Annotated in this window: 18 protein-coding genes; 6 read left to right on the top strand and 12 right to left on the bottom strand. The window is 61.7% G+C overall.

All coding sequences use genetic code 11. The annotated features are described in order from the left end of the window. Positions 1 to 105: 105 nt before the first annotated feature. The 5 genes from AB1N67_RS24170 to AB1N67_RS24150 form a co-directional block, all read right to left on the bottom strand. Positions 106 to 831, bottom strand: coding sequence for a hypothetical protein (locus AB1N67_RS24170; RefSeq protein ID WP_090344200.1), 726 nt, complete (start codon positions 829 to 831; stop codon positions 106 to 108). Positions 832 to 887: 56 nt separating this feature from the next. Next, the gene (locus AB1N67_RS24165; RefSeq protein WP_043209898.1) at positions 888 to 1,268 is read right to left on the bottom strand and encodes a RidA family protein; all 381 of its coding nucleotides are present in this window, start codon (positions 1,266 to 1,268) and stop codon (positions 888 to 890) included. A gap of 21 nt (positions 1,269 to 1,289) precedes the next feature. Continuing rightward, positions 1,290 to 3,398 (bottom strand): bifunctional GTP diphosphokinase/guanosine-3',5'-bis pyrophosphate 3'-pyrophosphohydrolase, encoded by a 2,109-nt coding sequence (gene spoT, locus AB1N67_RS24160; protein ID WP_043209897.1) that lies wholly within the window; start codon positions 3,396 to 3,398, stop codon positions 1,290 to 1,292. 59 nt (positions 3,399 to 3,457) lie between these two features. After that, a complete protein-coding gene (rpoZ, locus tag AB1N67_RS24155; protein ID WP_008091595.1) occupies positions 3,458 to 3,721 on the bottom strand; it encodes a DNA-directed RNA polymerase subunit omega in 264 nt (87 codons plus the stop codon). A gap of 272 nt (positions 3,722 to 3,993) precedes the next feature. Next, positions 3,994 to 4,866 carry a LysR family transcriptional regulator gene (locus AB1N67_RS24150; RefSeq protein WP_043209893.1) on the bottom strand — a complete coding sequence of 291 codons (873 nt, stop codon included), beginning with the start codon at positions 4,864 to 4,866 and terminating at the stop codon, positions 3,994 to 3,996. A gap of 209 nt (positions 4,867 to 5,075) precedes the next feature. Between AB1N67_RS24150 and AB1N67_RS24145 the strand changes: the two genes are divergently transcribed. From AB1N67_RS24145 to AB1N67_RS24135, 3 genes are all read left to right on the top strand, one after another. Beyond that, on the top strand, positions 5,076 to 6,458 hold the full coding sequence (locus AB1N67_RS24145) for a glutamine synthetase family protein (protein ID WP_043209890.1): 1,383 nt from the start codon (positions 5,076 to 5,078) through the stop codon (positions 6,456 to 6,458). Between the two features lie 4 nt (positions 6,459 to 6,462). After that, positions 6,463 to 7,236, top strand: coding sequence for a gamma-glutamyl-gamma-aminobutyrate hydrolase family protein (locus AB1N67_RS24140; RefSeq protein WP_043209888.1), 774 nt, complete (start codon positions 6,463 to 6,465; stop codon positions 7,234 to 7,236). Positions 7,237 to 7,348: 112 nt separating this feature from the next. After that, positions 7,349 to 8,893: an APC family permease gene (locus tag AB1N67_RS24135; RefSeq protein ID WP_070572153.1), complete on the top strand. Its 1,545-nt coding sequence runs from the start codon at positions 7,349 to 7,351 to the stop codon at positions 8,891 to 8,893. 39 nt (positions 8,894 to 8,932) lie between these two features. Here the strand turns inward: AB1N67_RS24135 and gmk are convergent, their stop codons facing one another. Continuing rightward, complete coding sequence (gene gmk, locus AB1N67_RS24130; RefSeq protein WP_070572152.1) at positions 8,933 to 9,589, bottom strand: guanylate kinase; 657 nt, start codon at positions 9,587 to 9,589, stop codon at positions 8,933 to 8,935. Positions 9,590 to 9,602: 13 nt separating this feature from the next. Next, positions 9,603 to 10,466: a YicC/YloC family endoribonuclease gene (locus AB1N67_RS24125; protein WP_367863445.1), complete on the bottom strand. Its 864-nt coding sequence runs from the start codon at positions 10,464 to 10,466 to the stop codon at positions 9,603 to 9,605. Between the two features lie 226 nt (positions 10,467 to 10,692). Here AB1N67_RS24125 and rph point away from each other — a divergent pair, with 226 nt between their 5' ends. Together rph and AB1N67_RS24115 are read left to right on the top strand one after the other, a co-directional pair. Further along, positions 10,693 to 11,415, top strand: coding sequence for a ribonuclease PH (rph, locus tag AB1N67_RS24120; RefSeq protein WP_043212958.1), 723 nt, complete (start codon positions 10,693 to 10,695; stop codon positions 11,413 to 11,415). 25 nt (positions 11,416 to 11,440) lie between these two features. Further along, positions 11,441 to 11,812 carry a DUF4870 domain-containing protein gene (locus tag AB1N67_RS24115; protein ID WP_043212961.1) on the top strand — a complete coding sequence of 124 codons (372 nt, stop codon included), beginning with the start codon at positions 11,441 to 11,443 and terminating at the stop codon, positions 11,810 to 11,812. A 51-nt stretch (positions 11,813 to 11,863) separates the two neighbouring features. On the opposite strand, the gene AB1N67_RS24110 is transcribed toward AB1N67_RS24115, so the two are convergent. Beyond that, entirely contained in the window at positions 11,864 to 12,643 is a 780-nt protein-coding gene (locus AB1N67_RS24110) for an exodeoxyribonuclease III (protein ID WP_043212963.1), read from the bottom strand. An 80-nt stretch (positions 12,644 to 12,723) separates the two neighbouring features. On the opposite strand from AB1N67_RS24110, the gene pyrE reads away from it, so the two are divergent. Continuing rightward, on the top strand, positions 12,724 to 13,365 hold the full coding sequence (pyrE, locus tag AB1N67_RS24105) for an orotate phosphoribosyltransferase (protein ID WP_043212965.1): 642 nt from the start codon (positions 12,724 to 12,726) through the stop codon (positions 13,363 to 13,365). 103 nt (positions 13,366 to 13,468) lie between these two features. Here pyrE and AB1N67_RS24100 read toward each other — a convergent pair whose 3' ends face one another. The 4 genes from AB1N67_RS24100 to argB all read right to left on the bottom strand — a co-directional run bounded on the left by AB1N67_RS24100 (position 13,469) and on the right by argB (position 16,301). Continuing rightward, positions 13,469 to 14,128 carry a DUF799 domain-containing protein gene (locus AB1N67_RS24100; protein ID WP_043212967.1) on the bottom strand — a complete coding sequence of 220 codons (660 nt, stop codon included), beginning with the start codon at positions 14,126 to 14,128 and terminating at the stop codon, positions 13,469 to 13,471. Continuing rightward, on the bottom strand, positions 14,125 to 14,496 hold the full coding sequence (locus tag AB1N67_RS24095) for a DUF4810 domain-containing protein (RefSeq protein ID WP_090344208.1): 372 nt from the start codon (positions 14,494 to 14,496) through the stop codon (positions 14,125 to 14,127). Before AB1N67_RS24095 ends, AB1N67_RS24100 begins: the two co-directional genes overlap by 4 nt. Before the next feature lie 25 nt (positions 14,497 to 14,521). After that, the gene (locus tag AB1N67_RS24090) at positions 14,522 to 15,202 is read right to left on the bottom strand and encodes a CsgG/HfaB family protein (RefSeq protein ID WP_043212971.1); all 681 of its coding nucleotides are present in this window, start codon (positions 15,200 to 15,202) and stop codon (positions 14,522 to 14,524) included. A 193-nt stretch (positions 15,203 to 15,395) separates the two neighbouring features. Beyond that, a complete protein-coding gene (gene argB, locus AB1N67_RS24085) occupies positions 15,396 to 16,301 on the bottom strand; it encodes an acetylglutamate kinase (protein ID WP_043212973.1) in 906 nt (301 codons plus the stop codon). Positions 16,302 to 16,310 lie beyond the last annotated feature (9 nt).

The raw sequence follows: 16,310 nt of genomic DNA, 5'->3' as shown, positions 1-16,310 counted from the left end.
TGCAGGACCGCCTCGGGTTTTCGCAGCTAAACCCGTCCCACAGGCACCGTGGCGTTATCGAGGGTGCCGCGGTGCCTGTGGGAGCGAGGGACTTGCGAGGTCGAATCAGTCGCGCTCAAGCACCCACTGCCGGGCGCCGGGGGCCAGCTGCGGCTTTTCGTCTGGCTGGGCACGATTGACCGCTTGATGGATCTCCAGCGTGTCGCCGTCGCGCTTGAATATCCACGGCGCGCCTCGTTGGTTGCGCTCCAACCACAGGCTGTCGTTGTCGCCGCCCATGTCGGCGCAATCACCCGCCAGGCAGAGTGCGTAGCGATCCAGATTCGGCAGGCCGGTCACGCTGCCGTTGTCGGCGAAGCGCACCGTCGCACCCTTGCCCGGGCCCTCGACGATCTTCCACTCGCCACCCAGATAGGCGGTATACAGGGCCTTTTCAAAACTGCCGCCAAGCGGTGTGTTGGCGGAGGCCGTCGGTACCTTCACGAAGGTCTGCTTGTTGCCGTTTTGCGAGGTGACGCGCAGTTTGTCGCCACTGAGGTCCAGTTGCTCGGTCTGGCCGCCGGTGAAGCTGGCCTGCCACTGGTCTTCCTTCGCGCTCAGGTAACCATCCACTGCCTCGAAGCCGTTGCTGTAGCTGGCTTGCTGGTTGGCGGTGTCGATTTTCCATTCGAGTACGGGCCCTTTTTTGCTCAGGGCCTGGTGCAGGCTGCTGCCGTCGGCGGCATCGATGGCGTCCTGGTTGATCCAGGTGCCGTTGTAGTCTTCAGGTTTGTGACTGGCACAGCCGCCCAGGAGCAGGGCTGCCAGTGCAAGGGGCAGGGCATGGCGCATGGCGTAAAACCTTGGGGCAGGAAAGGTGACGGGCAGGGCGCCCGCCACCGGAGGCATCACTCGATGACCAGGATCGCGTCCATCTCGACCTGGGAGCCTTTCGGCAGAGCGGCAACGCCGATAGCGGCGCGCGCTGGGTAAGGCTGCTCGAAGTAACGACCCATGATCTCGTTGACCTTGGCGAAGTGGCTCAGGTCGGTGAGGAAGATGTTCAGCTTGACGATGTCTTTGAACGAACCGCCAGCGGCCTCGGCAACGGCCTTGAGGTTTTCGAAGACCTGGACGGTCTGGGCTTCGAAGCCTTCGACCAGTTCCATGGTTTTCGGATCCAGCGGGATCTGGCCGGACATGTAGACGGTGTTGCCGGCCTTGATCGCCTGGGAGTAGGTGCCGATGGCGGCTGGGGCCTTGTCGCTGTTGATGACGGTCTTGGTCATGATGACTCCTTGGTTGACGGACTACGTACGCATGCGGGTGATGCGGACCACGCCGGTCAGGGTACGCAACTTCTTGATCACGCGGGCCAGGTGCACGCGATCATGCACGCTGACCACCAGTTGGACCACGCTGATACGGCCGTCGCGTTCGTCCATGCTGATTTTTTCGATATTGCCGTCGGCGGCATTGACGCTGCTGGCCAACAAGGCGATCAGGCCGCGCTGGTGCTCCAGCTCGACACGCAGTTCGACATTGAACTCACCGGTGATGTCCTTGGCCCAGGAGAGCTGCACGCATTTTTCCGGGTTGTGGCGGATTTCACTGATGTTGCGGCAGTTTTCCAGGTGCACGACCATGCCTTTGCCCGCCGACAGGTGCCCGACGATCGGGTCGCCGGGGATCGGGGTGCAGCACTTGGCGTAGCTGAGCACCAGGCCTTCGGTGCCGCGGATGGCCAGTGGGCCTTCCGGTGCGGGCAGTTGCTCGCCTTCGGCGGACAACAGGCGGCGAGCCACAACATAGGCCATGCGATTGCCCAGGCCGATGTCTTCGAGCAGATCCTCGAGCAGTTCCAGTCGGTATTCGCTGAGAATGGACTGGATGCGCTCCGGCGGGATTTTCTCCAGGCTGCTGTCGAAACCGGTGAGCACCTTGTTCAGCAGGCGTTCGCCCAGGCTGATCGACTCGGAGCGGCGTTGCTGCTTGAGTGCGTGACGAATGTGCGTACGCGCCTTGCCGGTGACCACGAAGTTGAGCCAGGCCGGATTGGGGCGTGCGCCCGGTGCGCTGACGATTTCCACTGTCGAGCCGCTTTGCAGCGGTTCGGACAACGGCGCCAGGCGGCGATTGATGCGGCAGGCGATGCAGCTGTTGCCGACGTCGGTGTGCACTGCGTAGGCGAAGTCGACGGCGGTGGAGCCTTTGGGTAGCTCCATGATCCGGCCCTTGGGCGTGAAGACGTAGACTTCGTCCGGGAACAGATCGATCTTGACGCTCTCGATGAATTCCAGCGAGTTGCCGGCACGCTGCTGCAGTTCGAGGATGCCCTTGACCCATTGCCGGGCGCGGGCATGGTTGCCCTTGGGCTGTTCGTCCTCGTTGGACTTGTACAGCCAGTGGGCGGCGATCCCGTTGTTGGCCATCTCTTCCATTTCGCGAGTGCGGATCTGGATCTCGATGGGTACGCCGTGCATGCCGAACAGCGTCGTGTGCAGCGACTGGTAGCCGTTGGCCTTGGGAATCGCGATGTAGTCCTTGAAGCGACCGGGCAGCGGCTTGTACAGGTTGTGTACGGCGCCGAGCACGCGATAGCAGGTATCGACCTTGTCGACGATGATGCGGAAGGCATATACGTCCATGATCTCGTTGAAGGCGCGGCGCTTGCCGCGCATCTTCTTGTAGATGCCATAGAGGTGTTTTTGCCGGCCGCTGACCTCGCCCTCGATGCCGTCCGCGGCCAGGCAATTGGCCAGCGACTGTTCGATCTTGGCGACGATTTCCTTGCGGTTGCCACGGGCGCTCTTGACGGCGCGATGGATGAGCGAGGAACGCATCGGGTGCATCGCTTTGAAGCCGAGGTCTTCGAATTCCACGCGCACATTGTGCATGCCCAGGCGATTGGCGATGGGGGCGTAGATTTCGAGGGTTTCCTTGGCGATGCGTCGGCGTTTTTCGCCAGAGAGCACTTCCAGGGTGCGCATGTTGTGCAGGCGGTCGGCCAGCTTGACCAGGATCACACGGATGTCCCGGGCCATGGCCATGGCCATCTTCTGGAAGTTTTCGGCCTGGGCCTCGGCCTTGGTCTCGAAGTTCATCTGGGTCAGCTTGCTGACCCCGTCGACCAGCTCGGCGACAGTTTCGCCAAATTGCTGGCAGAGGGCTTCCTTGGCGATGCCGGTGTCTTCGATCACATCGTGCAGCATGGCGGCCATCAGGCTTTGATGGTCCATGTGCATGTCGGCCAGGATGCTGGCCACGGCCAGCGGATGGGTCACGTAGGGCTCGCCGCTGCGGCGGCGTTGGCCATCGTGCGCCTGTTCGGCGTAGAAGTAGGCCCGGCGGACCAGATTGACCTGGTCGGGGCCGAGGTAGGTCGACAGCCGTTCGGCGAGGGCTTCTATACCCGGCATGGGTTCACCTCCTGCCGAGGGAGAGGGCCTTGTGCCGCACGATGTCGACCGGGCATGGATCAGACAGCCTCGTTGTTCTCGTCCTCGAACGCAGCGAAGACTGGATCTTCCGTTACGATCTCTTCGGCGGCGATGAACTCGGGAGTGACGATACCTTCGGCGATCTCGCGCAGGGCGACGACGGTCGGCTTGTCGTTTTCCCATGCAACGCGCGGCTCTTTGCCGCCGGTGGCCAGCTGACGGGCGCGCTTGGTCGAGAGCATGACCAGCTCAAAGCGGTTATCCACGTGTTCCAGGCAGTCTTCAACAGTTACGCGGGCCATGGTCTTCCTCAGTAGCAAATGCGTTAGCGTGCAGCCCAGAGTGGGCAGGCGGACTCGATAGTTTAAAAAATCACCAGCCAATAGGGAAGCGCTGTTTTGTCAGGTGCTGGTCTGTCGGGCCTGTATTGGCTGCTTCGCGGGTAAACCCACAGACACAGCGTTGTGCTTGTGGGAGCGGACTTATTCGCGAAAGCACCGGAACAGACACCGGCACGCTCTACCCTGACGATAACGGGATGCATAGACGGCAGACAACCCTCCTTGGCGCGTTATCACAACATGGCGTCGCGCAGGCGCGGGGTGAGCTCTTCGAACAAGGTCTGTACCGAGCGCAGCGCTCGGCAGTCCGGGCGGGTCAGCAGCCACAGCTGGGTATCGCAACCGGGCAGGGGGCCGCTCAGGGCTTCAACCTCGGGCAGGGCATCGACCATGTAGTCCGGTAATGCCGCGACGCCAAGCCCGGTGCTGACCAGCTGGGCGATGGTCGACATGCTGCTGCACTGGTAGCGTGGGTTCAAGCCAGGGTACTGCTGGTTGCGCCAGACGACTGTGGGATGGTCCTGCATCGAGTCGTCCGGGGCGATCCACGGTACGCTGTGGTGCGATTCGCCCAGCCGCTCGCGCCACTGCGCTTGGCCACAGACCACGTAGGACGTGGAGCCCAGGCAGCGGCCGACAAGGTGCTCGGGTGGTGTGTTGGTCAGGCGAAGCGCGATGTCGGCATCGCGTCGACTGAGGTTGGCGAAGGTGTTGGAGGTGCCCAGTTCCAGCGACAGGGCAGGGTAGTTCGACATGAAGTCAGCCAGCGCTGGCAGCAGCAGGCTGTGCATGACGGCTTCAGTACATGTCAGACGAACGGTACCGCTGACGACCTGTTCCCCGCTGGTCAGGGCGATGCGAGCGGCATCGAGCGCCTGCTCGGCGCGCTCGGCCTGCTCTGCCAGGGCCTGGGCGGTATCGGTGGGCAGGTAGCCTTTGCGACTCTTGACGAACAGTGCTGTGCCCAGTGCGGACTCCAGTCGGCGAATCGAGCGAAACACCGTCGAGACGTCTACTTTGAGCAGTTCGGCGGCTTTGGCCAGCGAGCGACCACGCTCCAGGGCCAGGACCAACGAAAGGTCGGCATGGGTAATCTGATATTGCATTGTTGCACGCTCTGCTTGCCGAAATGCCAATGTCTGTTGCGTTGAGGCCATTTTATAGTGGAACGGCCCCCGGGAATCAATGCACACCGGGTCGCACCCTATCCCCAACGATGGGACAGTGAAAAGAACAACAGTAGCAACCATCGCCGCCCGCGAGGCGCCAGCAGTATCCCTCCACATCGCCGCCCCGAATCAAAGGATGTACAGCCATGACGTCGGTAATCCCGTGCGCCAGTTCTTCCAGCGAGATGAATGAATTCCTAGAGGCTCATCCGGACACGCAGTTCGTCGATCTGCTGATTTCCGATATGAACGGTGTGGTACGCGGCAAGCGCATCGAGCGCGCCAGCCTGCACAAGGTATACGAGAAAGGCATCAACCTGCCGGCGTCGCTGTTCGCCCTGGATATCAACGGCTCGACCGTCGAGAGCACCGGCCTTGGCCTGGACATCGGCGATGCTGACCGCATCTGCTATCCGATCCCCGGCACTTTGTCCGACGAGCCTTGGCAGAAGCGCCCCACTGCTCAGTTGCTGATGACCATGCATGAGCTGGACGGCGCCCCATTCTTCGCCGACCCACGTGAAGTGCTGCGTCAAGTGGTCGCCAAATTCGACGAGCTGGGCCTGGATATCTGCGCAGCCTTCGAGCTCGAGTTCTACCTGATCGACCAGGACAACCTCAATGGCCGTCCGCAGCCACCGCGCTCCCCGATCTCCGGCAAGCGCCCGCAGTCGACCCAGGTGTACCTGATCGATGATCTGGACGAGTACGCCGACTGCCTGCAAGACATGCTGGAAGCGGCCAAGGAGCAAGGCATTCCTGCCGACGCCATCGTCAAGGAAAGCGCCCCGGCTCAGTTCGAAGTCAACCTGCACCACGTGGCCGATCCGCTCAAGGCGTGTGACTACGCGATCCTGCTCAAGCGCCTGATCAAGAACATCGCCTACGACCATGAGATGGATACCACCTTCATGGCCAAGCCCTACCCGGGCCAGGCAGGCAACGGCTTGCACGTGCACATCTCGCTGCTGGACAAGAAGACCGGCAAGAACATCTTCGCCAACGAAGACCCGCTCAAGAGCGATGCGCTGCGCCACGCGATTGGTGGTGTGCTGGAAACCATGCCGGCATCGATGGCGTTTCTGTGCCCGAACATCAATTCCTACCGTCGCTTCGGCGCACAGTTCTATGTGCCTAACGCGCCGAGCTGGGGCTTGGACAACCGCACCGTCGCCTTGCGCGTGCCCACCGACAGCAGCGAGAACGTGCGCATCGAGCACCGCGTGGCCGGCGCGGACGCCAACCCTTACCTGATGCTCGCCGCCATTCTGGCCGGCATCCATCACGGCCTGACCAACCAAGTCGAGCCGGGTGAGCCGATCGAAGGCAACTCGTACGAGCAGCTGGAGCAGAGCCTGCCGAACAACCTGCGTGACGCCCTGCGCGCGCTGGACGACAGCGAGGTGCTCAACCAATACATCAGCCCGGACTACATCGATATCTTCGTGGCCTGCAAGGAAAGCGAGCTGGCCGAGTTCGAAGTGTCGATCTCCGACCTCGAGTACAACTGGTACCTGCACACGGTATAAGCCCATGAGCGCAAATGCGGTCCCTCTGATCGGTGTCAGCGCCTGCCGCCAGCAGGTGGGGAAAAACTCGTCGCACACTGTGGGCGACAAGTACGTGGAGGCGGCCGGCTTTGCGGGGCTTCCGTTGATATTGCCGGCCCGCGACGGTGGCAGCGACACACAGGCGCTGCTCGCTCGGCTCGATGGCATTCTTTTTACCGGCTCACCTTCTAATGTCGAGCCGCATCATTACAATGGCGCCCCCAGCGCGGAAGGGACCCGGCACGACACCGCGCGTGACCGTCTCACCTTGCCGTTGCTGCAGGCAGCCATTGCCGCCGGTATACCGGTGTTCTGTATCTGCCGTGGTTTCCAGGAGTTGAACGTCGCCCTCGGCGGCACCCTGCACCAGCGCGTGCAGGAACTGCCCGGCTACCTGGATCACCGAGAACCTGAGGATGCACCGCTTGAGGTGCAATACAGCCCTCGACACCCCGTCGGCGTTGCGCCGGGAGGGCTGTTCGAGCGCTTGGGCCTGGCTGCGCAGTTCGAGGTCAACTCGCTGCACAGCCAGGGCATCGACCGTTTGGCCCCTGGCCTGCGCGTCGAGGCACGGGCCCCGGATGGCCTGATCGAAGCGGTGTCCATGCCTGATGCGCCGGGCTTCGTGCTCGGCGTGCAGTGGCACCCGGAATGGCGTTTCGCCGAAAACCCGGTCTCCCGGCGCCTGTTCCAGGCATTCCGCGAGGCCTGCATTGCCCATGCTGCACGGGAGGGTTCGCGCCAGAAAACACTCTGACGTTACCCGAAGGTCTTGGATGACCCGCTCCCTGCAACAGCTTTCAATGAGTGAAAGCGGGCCTTGTTCGCAAGGTCCGTGAAAACAATACCAATAGTTACGGCAAAGACTCATGAGCGAATACACCGAAGCCGGCCGCCCACCCGATGTGGCGACCGATGCAGGCAACACCCAGCGCGCCAGTAAAGGCCTTGCAAAAGGCCGTTTGGGCCTGCTGGCCAGCGTGGTGCTGGGCATCTCCACGATTGCACCTGTCTATACCCTGACCGGCGCCCTTGGCCCCACCGTGCGTGAGGTGGGCGCCCACCTTCCCGCTGTTTTCATCGTCGGCTTCCTGCCTATGCTGCTGGTCGCGCTGGGTTATCGCGAGCTCAATGCCGCGGAGCCGGACAGCGGCACTTCCTTTACGTGGTCGGCGCGGGCTTTCGGGCCAATGATCGGCTGGATCGGTGGCTGGGGGCTGGTCGTGGCCACAACCATCGTGTTGTCCAACCTGGCGGGTGTGGCCGTCGATTTCTTCTATCTGTTCATTGCACAGATCACCGGTCAGCAGGAGCTGGCGGCATTGGCGGACAACTTGTTGGTGAACATCACCACCTGTTGTGTGTTCATCGCCCTTGCGGTGTGGATCTGCTGCCGTGGCATGGGCACCACGATGACCGTGCAATACGGCCTGGTGGCCTTGCAGTTGCTGGTGTTGATCGGCTTTGCGTTCGCCGCCTTCAGCGAGACCACCGCACCGCCACCGCTGGCATTCGATCTGGCCTGGTTCAACCCGTTTGGCGTGGAGTCTTTCTCGGCGTTCGCCGCAGGTCTGTCGTTGTCGATCTTCATCTTCTGGGGCTGGGACGTGTGCCTGACCGTGAGCGAAGAGTCGATCGGCAGTGACGAAGTCCCGGGCAAGGCTGCCACCTGGACGGTATTGCTAATCCTTGGTCTCTATCTGGTCACCGCCATCGCCACCCTGCAGTTCGCCGGAATCAGTGATGTCGGCCTGGGTCTGGGTAACCCGCGTATCCAGGAGAACGTCTTTGCGCACCTGGCCGGTCCGGTCATGGGCCCACTGGCGATCCTGATGTCCATTGCCGTATTGGCTAGCACCGCTGCGTCCTTGCAGTCGACCTTCGTGTCGCCGGCGCGGACCCTGCTTGCAATGGGCTACTACGGTGCCGTGCCGCAGCGCTTTGCCAGCGTCTGCCCGCGTTCGCAGACCCCGCGCTACGCTACCATCTGCGCGGGCGTTGCTGCTGGTCTGTTCTACGTGACCATGCGCACCCTGAGTGAGAACGTGCTGGCCGATACCATCACTGCCTTGGGCATGATGATCTGCTTCTACTACTCGCTGACGGCCTATGCCTGTGTCTGGTACTTCCGCCACAGTCTGTTCGGCAGCCTGCGTCACTTCTTCATGCGCGGCCTGTGCCCGCTGGTGGGTGGTGTGATCCTGTCGATCATCTTCGTGCGCACGGCGATCGACAGCGCCTCGCCGGATTTCGGCAGCGGTTCTCACGTTGCCGGTCTTGGCTTGGTGTTCGTGATCGCGGCAATCATCTCGGCACTGGGGATCGTGTTGATGGTGCTGTCGCGCTGGCGCGCACCGGCCTACTTCCTGGGCGCAACGTTGCGCCAGCAGGCCAACCTGCAACTGCAGGAGTAATGAAAGAAAAGGGGCTGCGAACGCAGCCCCTTTTTGATTTCAGCCGATCAATTGCTTGAGCAGCGCTCCATGGCGTTGCTGTTGCTTGTGCAGCTTGAGCGCCTCGGCGCGTTCTGTGGCCAGCGAGTCACCATCGCGGTTCGCACGGAACACGGCCTTGAGGTCTTCCAATGCAACGGCGAAGTCATCGTTGATGATGACGTAGTCGTACTCGTCGTAGTGCACCATTTCGCTGACCGCTTCCTTCATGCGGCCTTCGATAATTTCTTCGCTGTCCTGGCCGCGGTTGTCCAGGCGCTGGCGCAGTGCCTGCTGGCTCGGCGGAAGGATGAACACCGAAAGCGCCTGTGGCATCAGCTTGCGTACCTGCTGGGCGCCTTGCCAGTCGATTTCCAGGATCAGGTCCTGGCCCTGGTCCAGGGCCTCTTGCAGCGCACTGCGCGATGTGCCGTAGAAGTTGCCGAACACTTCGGCATGCTCTAGGAAGTCGTTACGCTCGATCAGGGCCTTGAACTCGTCATGGCTGACGAAGTGGTAATTCACGCCGTGTTCTTCACCCGGGCGCTTGTTGCGCGTGGTGTGCGAAACCGAGACGCTGATGCGTGGGTCGTCCTTGATCAGTGCCGTGACCAGGCTGGTCTTGCCGGCGCCGGACGGGGCCGAGACGATGTAGAGAGTGCCGCTGCTGTGGTTCATGGTGGGGGTGGCCTTACTCGATGTTCTGTACTTGTTCACGCATCTGTTCGATCAACACCTTGAGGTTGACCGCCGCCTGGGTGCTGCGCGGGTCGAATGCCTTGGAGCCCAGGGTGTTGGCCTCGCGGTTGAGCTCCTGCATCAGGAAGTCCAGGCGCCGGCCGGCCGCGCCGCCGGACTTGAGTACGCGCCGGACTTCAGTGATGTGCGTGCTGAGGCGGTCCAGCTCTTCGGCCACATCGCTTTTCTGGGCCAGCAACACCATCTCCTGTTCCAGGCGCTGCGGGTCGAGTTCGGCCTGCAGGTCATTGAAGCGGTCGAGGATGCGCTGGCGTTGGGCCGCCAGCATTTGAGGCACCAGAGCGCGCAAGGTGGTGACCTCTGCGGTCATGCCGTCCAGACGCTCGTTGATCAGGCGGGCCAGCTCCAGGCCTTCACGCTGGCGGCCGGCCTTGAGCTCGGCGAGCGCCTCGTTGAACAGCGCCATGGCCTCGGCATTGAGCGCCTGAGGGTCGCTGGCGTCGGCCACCAGCACGCCGGGCCAGGCCAGGACTTCGAGCGGGTTCAGCGGTGCGGGCTGCTTGATCAGACCGGCGACGGTCTCGGCGGCGGCGACCAGTTGCGCGGCGCGCTCACGGTTGACTTGAAGGGGCTTGCCGGCGTTGTCTTCGCTCAGGCGCAGGGTGCATTCGACCTTGCCGCGCGAAAGGCCTTGGCGCAGGCCTTCGCGCACCGCGCCTTCCAGATCGCGCAGGGCCTCGGGCAAGCGCAGGTGAGGCTCCAGGTAGCGGTGGTTGACCGAGCGCAGTTCCCAGGCCAGGGTGCCTTGGCTGCCAGCGCGCTCGACGCGAGCAAAAGCGGTCATGCTGTGCACCATGGTGAGTACCTCGCGAAGTCTGAATGAACGGGAAAGCCTTTCGGCCAAGGCGTGGGATTGTAACGCAGTGCGGTGCGGGCGCCCAATCCACCCATGCTACAGAGCGCCTGCAAGGCCGGTGGGAAAAGACGACAGGCTGCCCCGGCGCGCGACAATAGGCATGTCCTCACAGGGCGACGGGCCTTATAATGCTCGCCAGATTCAAGTCCCGGTACAGGTATCCCAGATGAAACGTCCAAGTGGTCGCGCCGCCGATCAGCTCCGCTCGATCCGCATCACCCGCAACTACACCAAGCACGCCGAGGGGTCGGTACTGGTCGAGTTCGGCGACACCAAGGTCGTCTGCACGGTCAGCGTCGAAAATGGTGTTCCCCGCTTCCTCAAGGGCCAGGGCCAGGGTTGGCTGACCGCCGAGTACGGCATGCTGCCGCGTTCCACCGGCGAGCGTAATCAGCGCGAGGCGAGCCGTGGCAAGCAGGGTGGTCGTACCCTGGAGATCCAGCGTCTGATCGGTCGCTCCCTGCGCGCCGCGCTGGACATGAGCAAGCTGGGCGACGTCACCCTGTACGTCGACTGCGACGTGATCCAGGCCGATGGCGGCACCCGCACCGCGTCGATCACCGGTGCCATGGTCGCCCTGTGCGACGCCCTGGCCGTGATCAAGAAGCGTGGCGGTCTCAAGGGTGGCAACCCGCTCAAGCACATGATCGCCGCTGTGTCGGTGGGCATGTATCAGGGCGAGGCCGTGCTCGACCTGGACTATTTGGAAGACTCCGCCGCCGAGACCGACCTGAACGTGGTCATGACCAGCGCCGGTGGCTTCATCGAGGTCCAGGGCACCGCCGAAGGCGCTCCGTTCCAGCCTGAAGACTTCAACGCCATGCTGGCCCTGGCCCAAAAGGGCATGACCGAGATCTTCGAACTGCAGAACGCGTCGCTGGCCGACTGACCTGGCTGCCAAGGAGGTGTGGAACATGAACGAGCCTGACGACCTGCCGGTCGCCCCACCCAACGCCGAGATCCGGCAATGGGCGATGTTCTGTCATCTCTCGGCGCTGCTGGGCCTGGTGGTGCCCCTTGGGCACCTGCTGGGCCCGCTGGTGATGTGGATCTGGAAGCGTGAGCTGGATCCGTTCATCGACGCGCAGGGCAAGGAGGCACTGAACTTCCAGATCAGCGTGACCATCGCAGGGTTCATCTGCTTCCTGCTGATGTTCGTTTTGGTGGGGATCGTGCTCTTCGCCATCCTGACGGTAGCGGTGCTGGTCCTGGCCATCCTTGCGGGGGTCAGGGCCAACGAGGGCAAGCCTTATCGCTATCCGCTGATCTGGCGGCCTATCAAGTAGGTTTTTTGAGGCCCATTCGCGGGTAAACCCGCGAATGGGCGGCAGACTGACTTAGATCGTCAGTGTCCAGTCGTAGTCCACGATCAGTGGCGCATGCTGGGAGAAGCGCGGTTGGCGTGGCAGGCGTGCGTTGCGCACGAAACGGCGCAGGCCTGGGGTAAGGATCTGGTAATCGAACCGATAACCCAGGTTAAGCATCTCGGCCTGCTCGTTGTCCGGCCACCAGCTGTACTGGTCACCTTCGCGACTGACTTCGCGCAGGGCGTCGACGTAGCCCATGTCGCCAACGATTGCGTCCATCCACGCACGCTCCGGTGGCAGGAAGCCTGGCGACTGCTGGCTGTCGCGCCAGTTCTTGATGTCCAGCTTCTGTTGCGCCACGTACAGCGAGCCGCAGTAGATGTACTCGCGACGCTTGCGACGCTGCTTGTCCAGGTAGCGGGCGAAGTCGTCCATCAACTTGAACTTCTGGTTCAAGTCCTCGTCGCCGTTCATGCCCGAAGGCAGCAGCAGGGTGGCAATACTTACCTTGTCGAAATCCGCTTGCAGGTAACGCCCGTAACGGTCGGCTGTCTCGAAGCCCAGGCCGGTGATGACTGCCTTGGGCTGCATCCGCGAGTACAGTGCCACGCCACCTTGGGCTGGCACCTCCGCGTCGCAGGCGTAAAGGAAATAGCCATCGAGCTGGAAAGCTGGGTCGTCGAGTTCAAAGGCCGAGGCGCGGGTATCCTGAAGGCAGATGACGTCGGCATTCTGGGCTTGCAGCCAGCTGAGCAATCCACGCTCGGCCGCAGCCTGAATGCCATTCACGTTCACACTGATGATCCGCATAAATGGCCCCAAAAATCTCGTGCGTGTATGATACCCGAGCTCAACTCATTTAGCTAAATCCGTGGTGTCCGGGACTCTTCATGCAGCCGTATCAGCGCGACTTCATTCGTTTTGCCATCGATCGCGGGGTTCTGCGCTTCGGTGAGTTCACCCTGAAATCGGGGCGTACCAGCCCGTACTTCTTCAATGCCGGCCTGTTCAATACCGGTTCTGCACTGGCGCAACTGGGGCGTTGCTACGCGGCGGCCATCGTCGACAGCAAGATCCCGTTCGATGTGCTGTTCGGCCCCGCTTACAAGGGTATTCCCCTGGCCGCAGCCACTGCTGTGGCGCTGGCCGAGCAACACCAGCTCGATGTGCCATGGTGCTTCAACCGCAAGGAAGCCAAGGATCACGGCGAAGGCGGGAGCCTGGTCGGCGCCCCGCTGGCCGGTGACGTACTGATCATCGACGACGTGATCACCGCTGGCACCGCTATCCGCGAAGTGATGCAGATCATCAACGCGCAGAAGGCCAAGGCCGCTGGCGTTCTGATCGCGCTGAACCGCGAAGAGCGTGGCAATGGCGAGCTGTCGGCGATCCAGGAAGTCGAACGCGACTTCGGCATCCCGGTGGTCAGCATCGTTTCGCTGACCCAGGTGCTGGAGTTCCTGGCCGATGACCCACAGCTCAAGCAGCACCTGCCTGCTGTCGAAGCCTATCGGGCGCAATACGGGATCTGACGCCGCGTTGCAATGAAAAAGGCGACCTTCGTGAGAGGGTCGCCTTTTTTGTGCAGGCTATTCAGGCCTCGTTCGCGGCGAACCGCCGCAATAGCGGCTGCGCTCAGTCCGTGCCGTACTTCGGCGAGCGGGGGCCATAGAGGATTCCGCCGTTGGGCTGGGGCGTGAGCAAACGACTGCTGGTGATGCCCGCGATCGGGTAGCCCGCATCATCTTGTACGTTGCTGATGATCTGGTTGATCGCTGCGGTGACCAGCATGCCAATCAGGCCGCCTTGATTCTGCCGACCTTCTTCGCTCGAGGCGCTGGCGCTACCCGTCCACAAGGTGGTTCCGCTCTTGAGGTCCACCAGTTTGGCGCTGGCGGTGACGACAGTTGCGCTGCTGAGCACCATATAGCGCGTACCGTAATCGCTGACGGTGACATATAGGCCTGCATCCGCACCAAAAATCTCATGCAGCTTGTTGGGCGGCAGCTGATGGATATCGGCGGGTGTGCTCAGGCCGTTCTGGCGGAAGGTTTCGTCAACCAGTGCCACGGGCATTACGTAGTAGCCTGCCTCAGCCAGCGGATAGGTCACCTGGGACAGCATGCTGTAGGTGGCTTTGACATCCGGGGACTCGTTCAGTGGCGGCAGGATCAGGATCGATTTGGGGCGACTTTGTTTATAGGCCGTGTAATCGATGGTCTTGCGCTCGGCGCAGCCGGTGAGCAGCGCCAGCACGCAGACGCTCACGAGCAGTTGGGTGAGGCGACTGATCATTGCTTGGTTCCCTTGCTGGCATTGTTCATCAGAAAGTCCATGTACGGCGCCGATTCAGGGAACAGTGCCTTTTCGGTGCGCAACTGCTGGATCATCTGATCGTCCTTGCCCAGGCTGGAATAGAGCAGCCCAAGTTGGGCGTGATAGCCGGGCGGGACCGCGCCGTTCTTGGCTTTGATCTTTTCGAGGTCACGCTCAAGGGCGATGGCCTGTTCCTCTTTCGAGGACTCACCTTTGAAGTACTCATATACCTGGGGTTGGTAGCTCTCCCATTGGTACAAGGACTTTGGGCCGCTGCAACCTGCCAGCAGGGTGCAGCCAAGCAAGAGCGCGGCGACTGCGCGCCAGGCCGAGAGTGAGGTCGTCATGTAACTTCTTCCTTGTTCTATCCACTTACTGCGCTTGTGGCTTCCATTGGCCGCTTTCCACGGCATTGACCAGTTTGTTCACGGCTTCGCGCATGGCCAGGTCGAGGACTTTGCCATTGAGGGTGGAGTCATAGCTGGCGGTGCCGCCGAAGCCGATGATCTCGCGGTTGGAGAGTGCATATTCGCCTGCACCCTGGCTCGAATAGACCACCTCGGAGGTACTGATGTTGACGATGTTCAGTGCAACCTTGGCATAGGCAATCTGGGTCTTGCCGCGCCCCAGGATGCCGAACAGCTGGTGATCGCCGACCTCTTTGCGGCCGAACTCGGTTACATCGCCTGTCACCACGTAGTCGGCGCCTTTGAGACGCTGGGCTTGGCCCTTGATCGCCGCTTCTTGCTGGATCTCGCCCATATTGTCGCGGTCGAGCACATTGAAGCGATTGGTCTGCTGCAAATGGGTGATCAGGATGGTTTTGGCTTGGCCGCCCAAGCGGTCAACGCCGTCGGAGAAGATGCCGCGCATGTAGCTGGAGCGATTGTCGAATTTACCCACGGCGATCGGCGCCCGAAGGCCGCTGTAAGGACGATTGACGCTTTCTACCTGCTGCACGGCAACTGCCGTGGAGGTTTCGGTTGCGCAGCCGGAAAGGGACCCGATAGCCAGAGCGGCTACCAGAACGAGTCCTTGTGATGCGTATTTCACGCGATATCTCCATTAGAAAGTAAAACGATGGCGCTATGCTATTACCTTTTCGGCGCCAAGCAGAATAACTTTATGTGCGGCGGGAGCTTAAAGCGCGGGTGCGGTGAGGATGAATAAAAAAAGGCGACCCTAGAGGTCGCCTTTTTCCGTGAATCGACGCCAGATGGTAAGAGCCATCTGACAGACCAAGTGGTCAGTGACGCTTGGTGTTGGTGATCAATGTGCCCACGCCGCTGTCGGTGAAGATCTCCAGCAGCACGGCATTCGGTACGCGACCATCGATGATGTGCGAGCTGTTCACCCCACCTTGCACTGCCTCCAAAGCACATTTGATCTTCGGCAGCATGCCGCCGTAGATGGTGCCATCGGCGATCAGCTCGTTGACCTGCTCGGTGGTCAGTCCGGTCAGGACGGTGCCCTGCTTGTCCATCAGGCCTGCGATATTGGTCAGCAGCATCAGCTTCTCGGCCTTGAGCGCCTCGGCTACCTTGCCGGCCACCAAGTCGGCGTTGATGTTGTACGATTCGCCGTTCTCACCCACGCCGATCGGTGCGATCACTGGAATGAAGTCGCCTTTGACCAGCATGTTCAGCAGGTCGGTATTGACGCTCACCACTTCACCCACATGGCCGATGTCGATGATTTCCGGTTGGGTCATCTCCGGTGTCTGGCGGGTGACGGTGAGCTTCTTGGCGCGGATCAATTCAGCATCTTTGCCGGTCAGGCCGATGGCGCTGCCGCCGTGTCGGTTGATCAGGTTGACGATGTCTTTGTTTACCTGACCGCCCAGAACCATCTCCACCACATCCATGGTGGCCGAATCGGTGACTCGCATGCCGTCGATGAAGTGGCTCTCGATCGAGAGACGCTTGAGCAAATCACCAATCTGCGGGCCGCCGCCATGCACGACCACCGGGTTGATGCCCACGGCCTTCATCAACACGATGTCCCGGGCAAAGCCGGTCTTGAGCTCTTCGCTCTCCATCGCGTTGCCGCCGTACTTGATCACCAGGGTCTTGCCGACAAAGCGGCGAATGTAAGGCAGTGCTTCGGACAAAACCTCGGCTACATGGGAAGCGGCATCGCGATCGAGGGTCATGCAGGGCTC

Source organism: Pseudomonas guariconensis, from assembly GCF_040822035.1.
Taxonomy (GTDB): domain Bacteria; phylum Pseudomonadota; class Gammaproteobacteria; order Pseudomonadales; family Pseudomonadaceae; genus Aquipseudomonas; species Aquipseudomonas guariconensis.
Note: the sequence above shows the minus strand (reverse complement) of the source record. Positions and strands in the feature narration are given on the sequence as shown.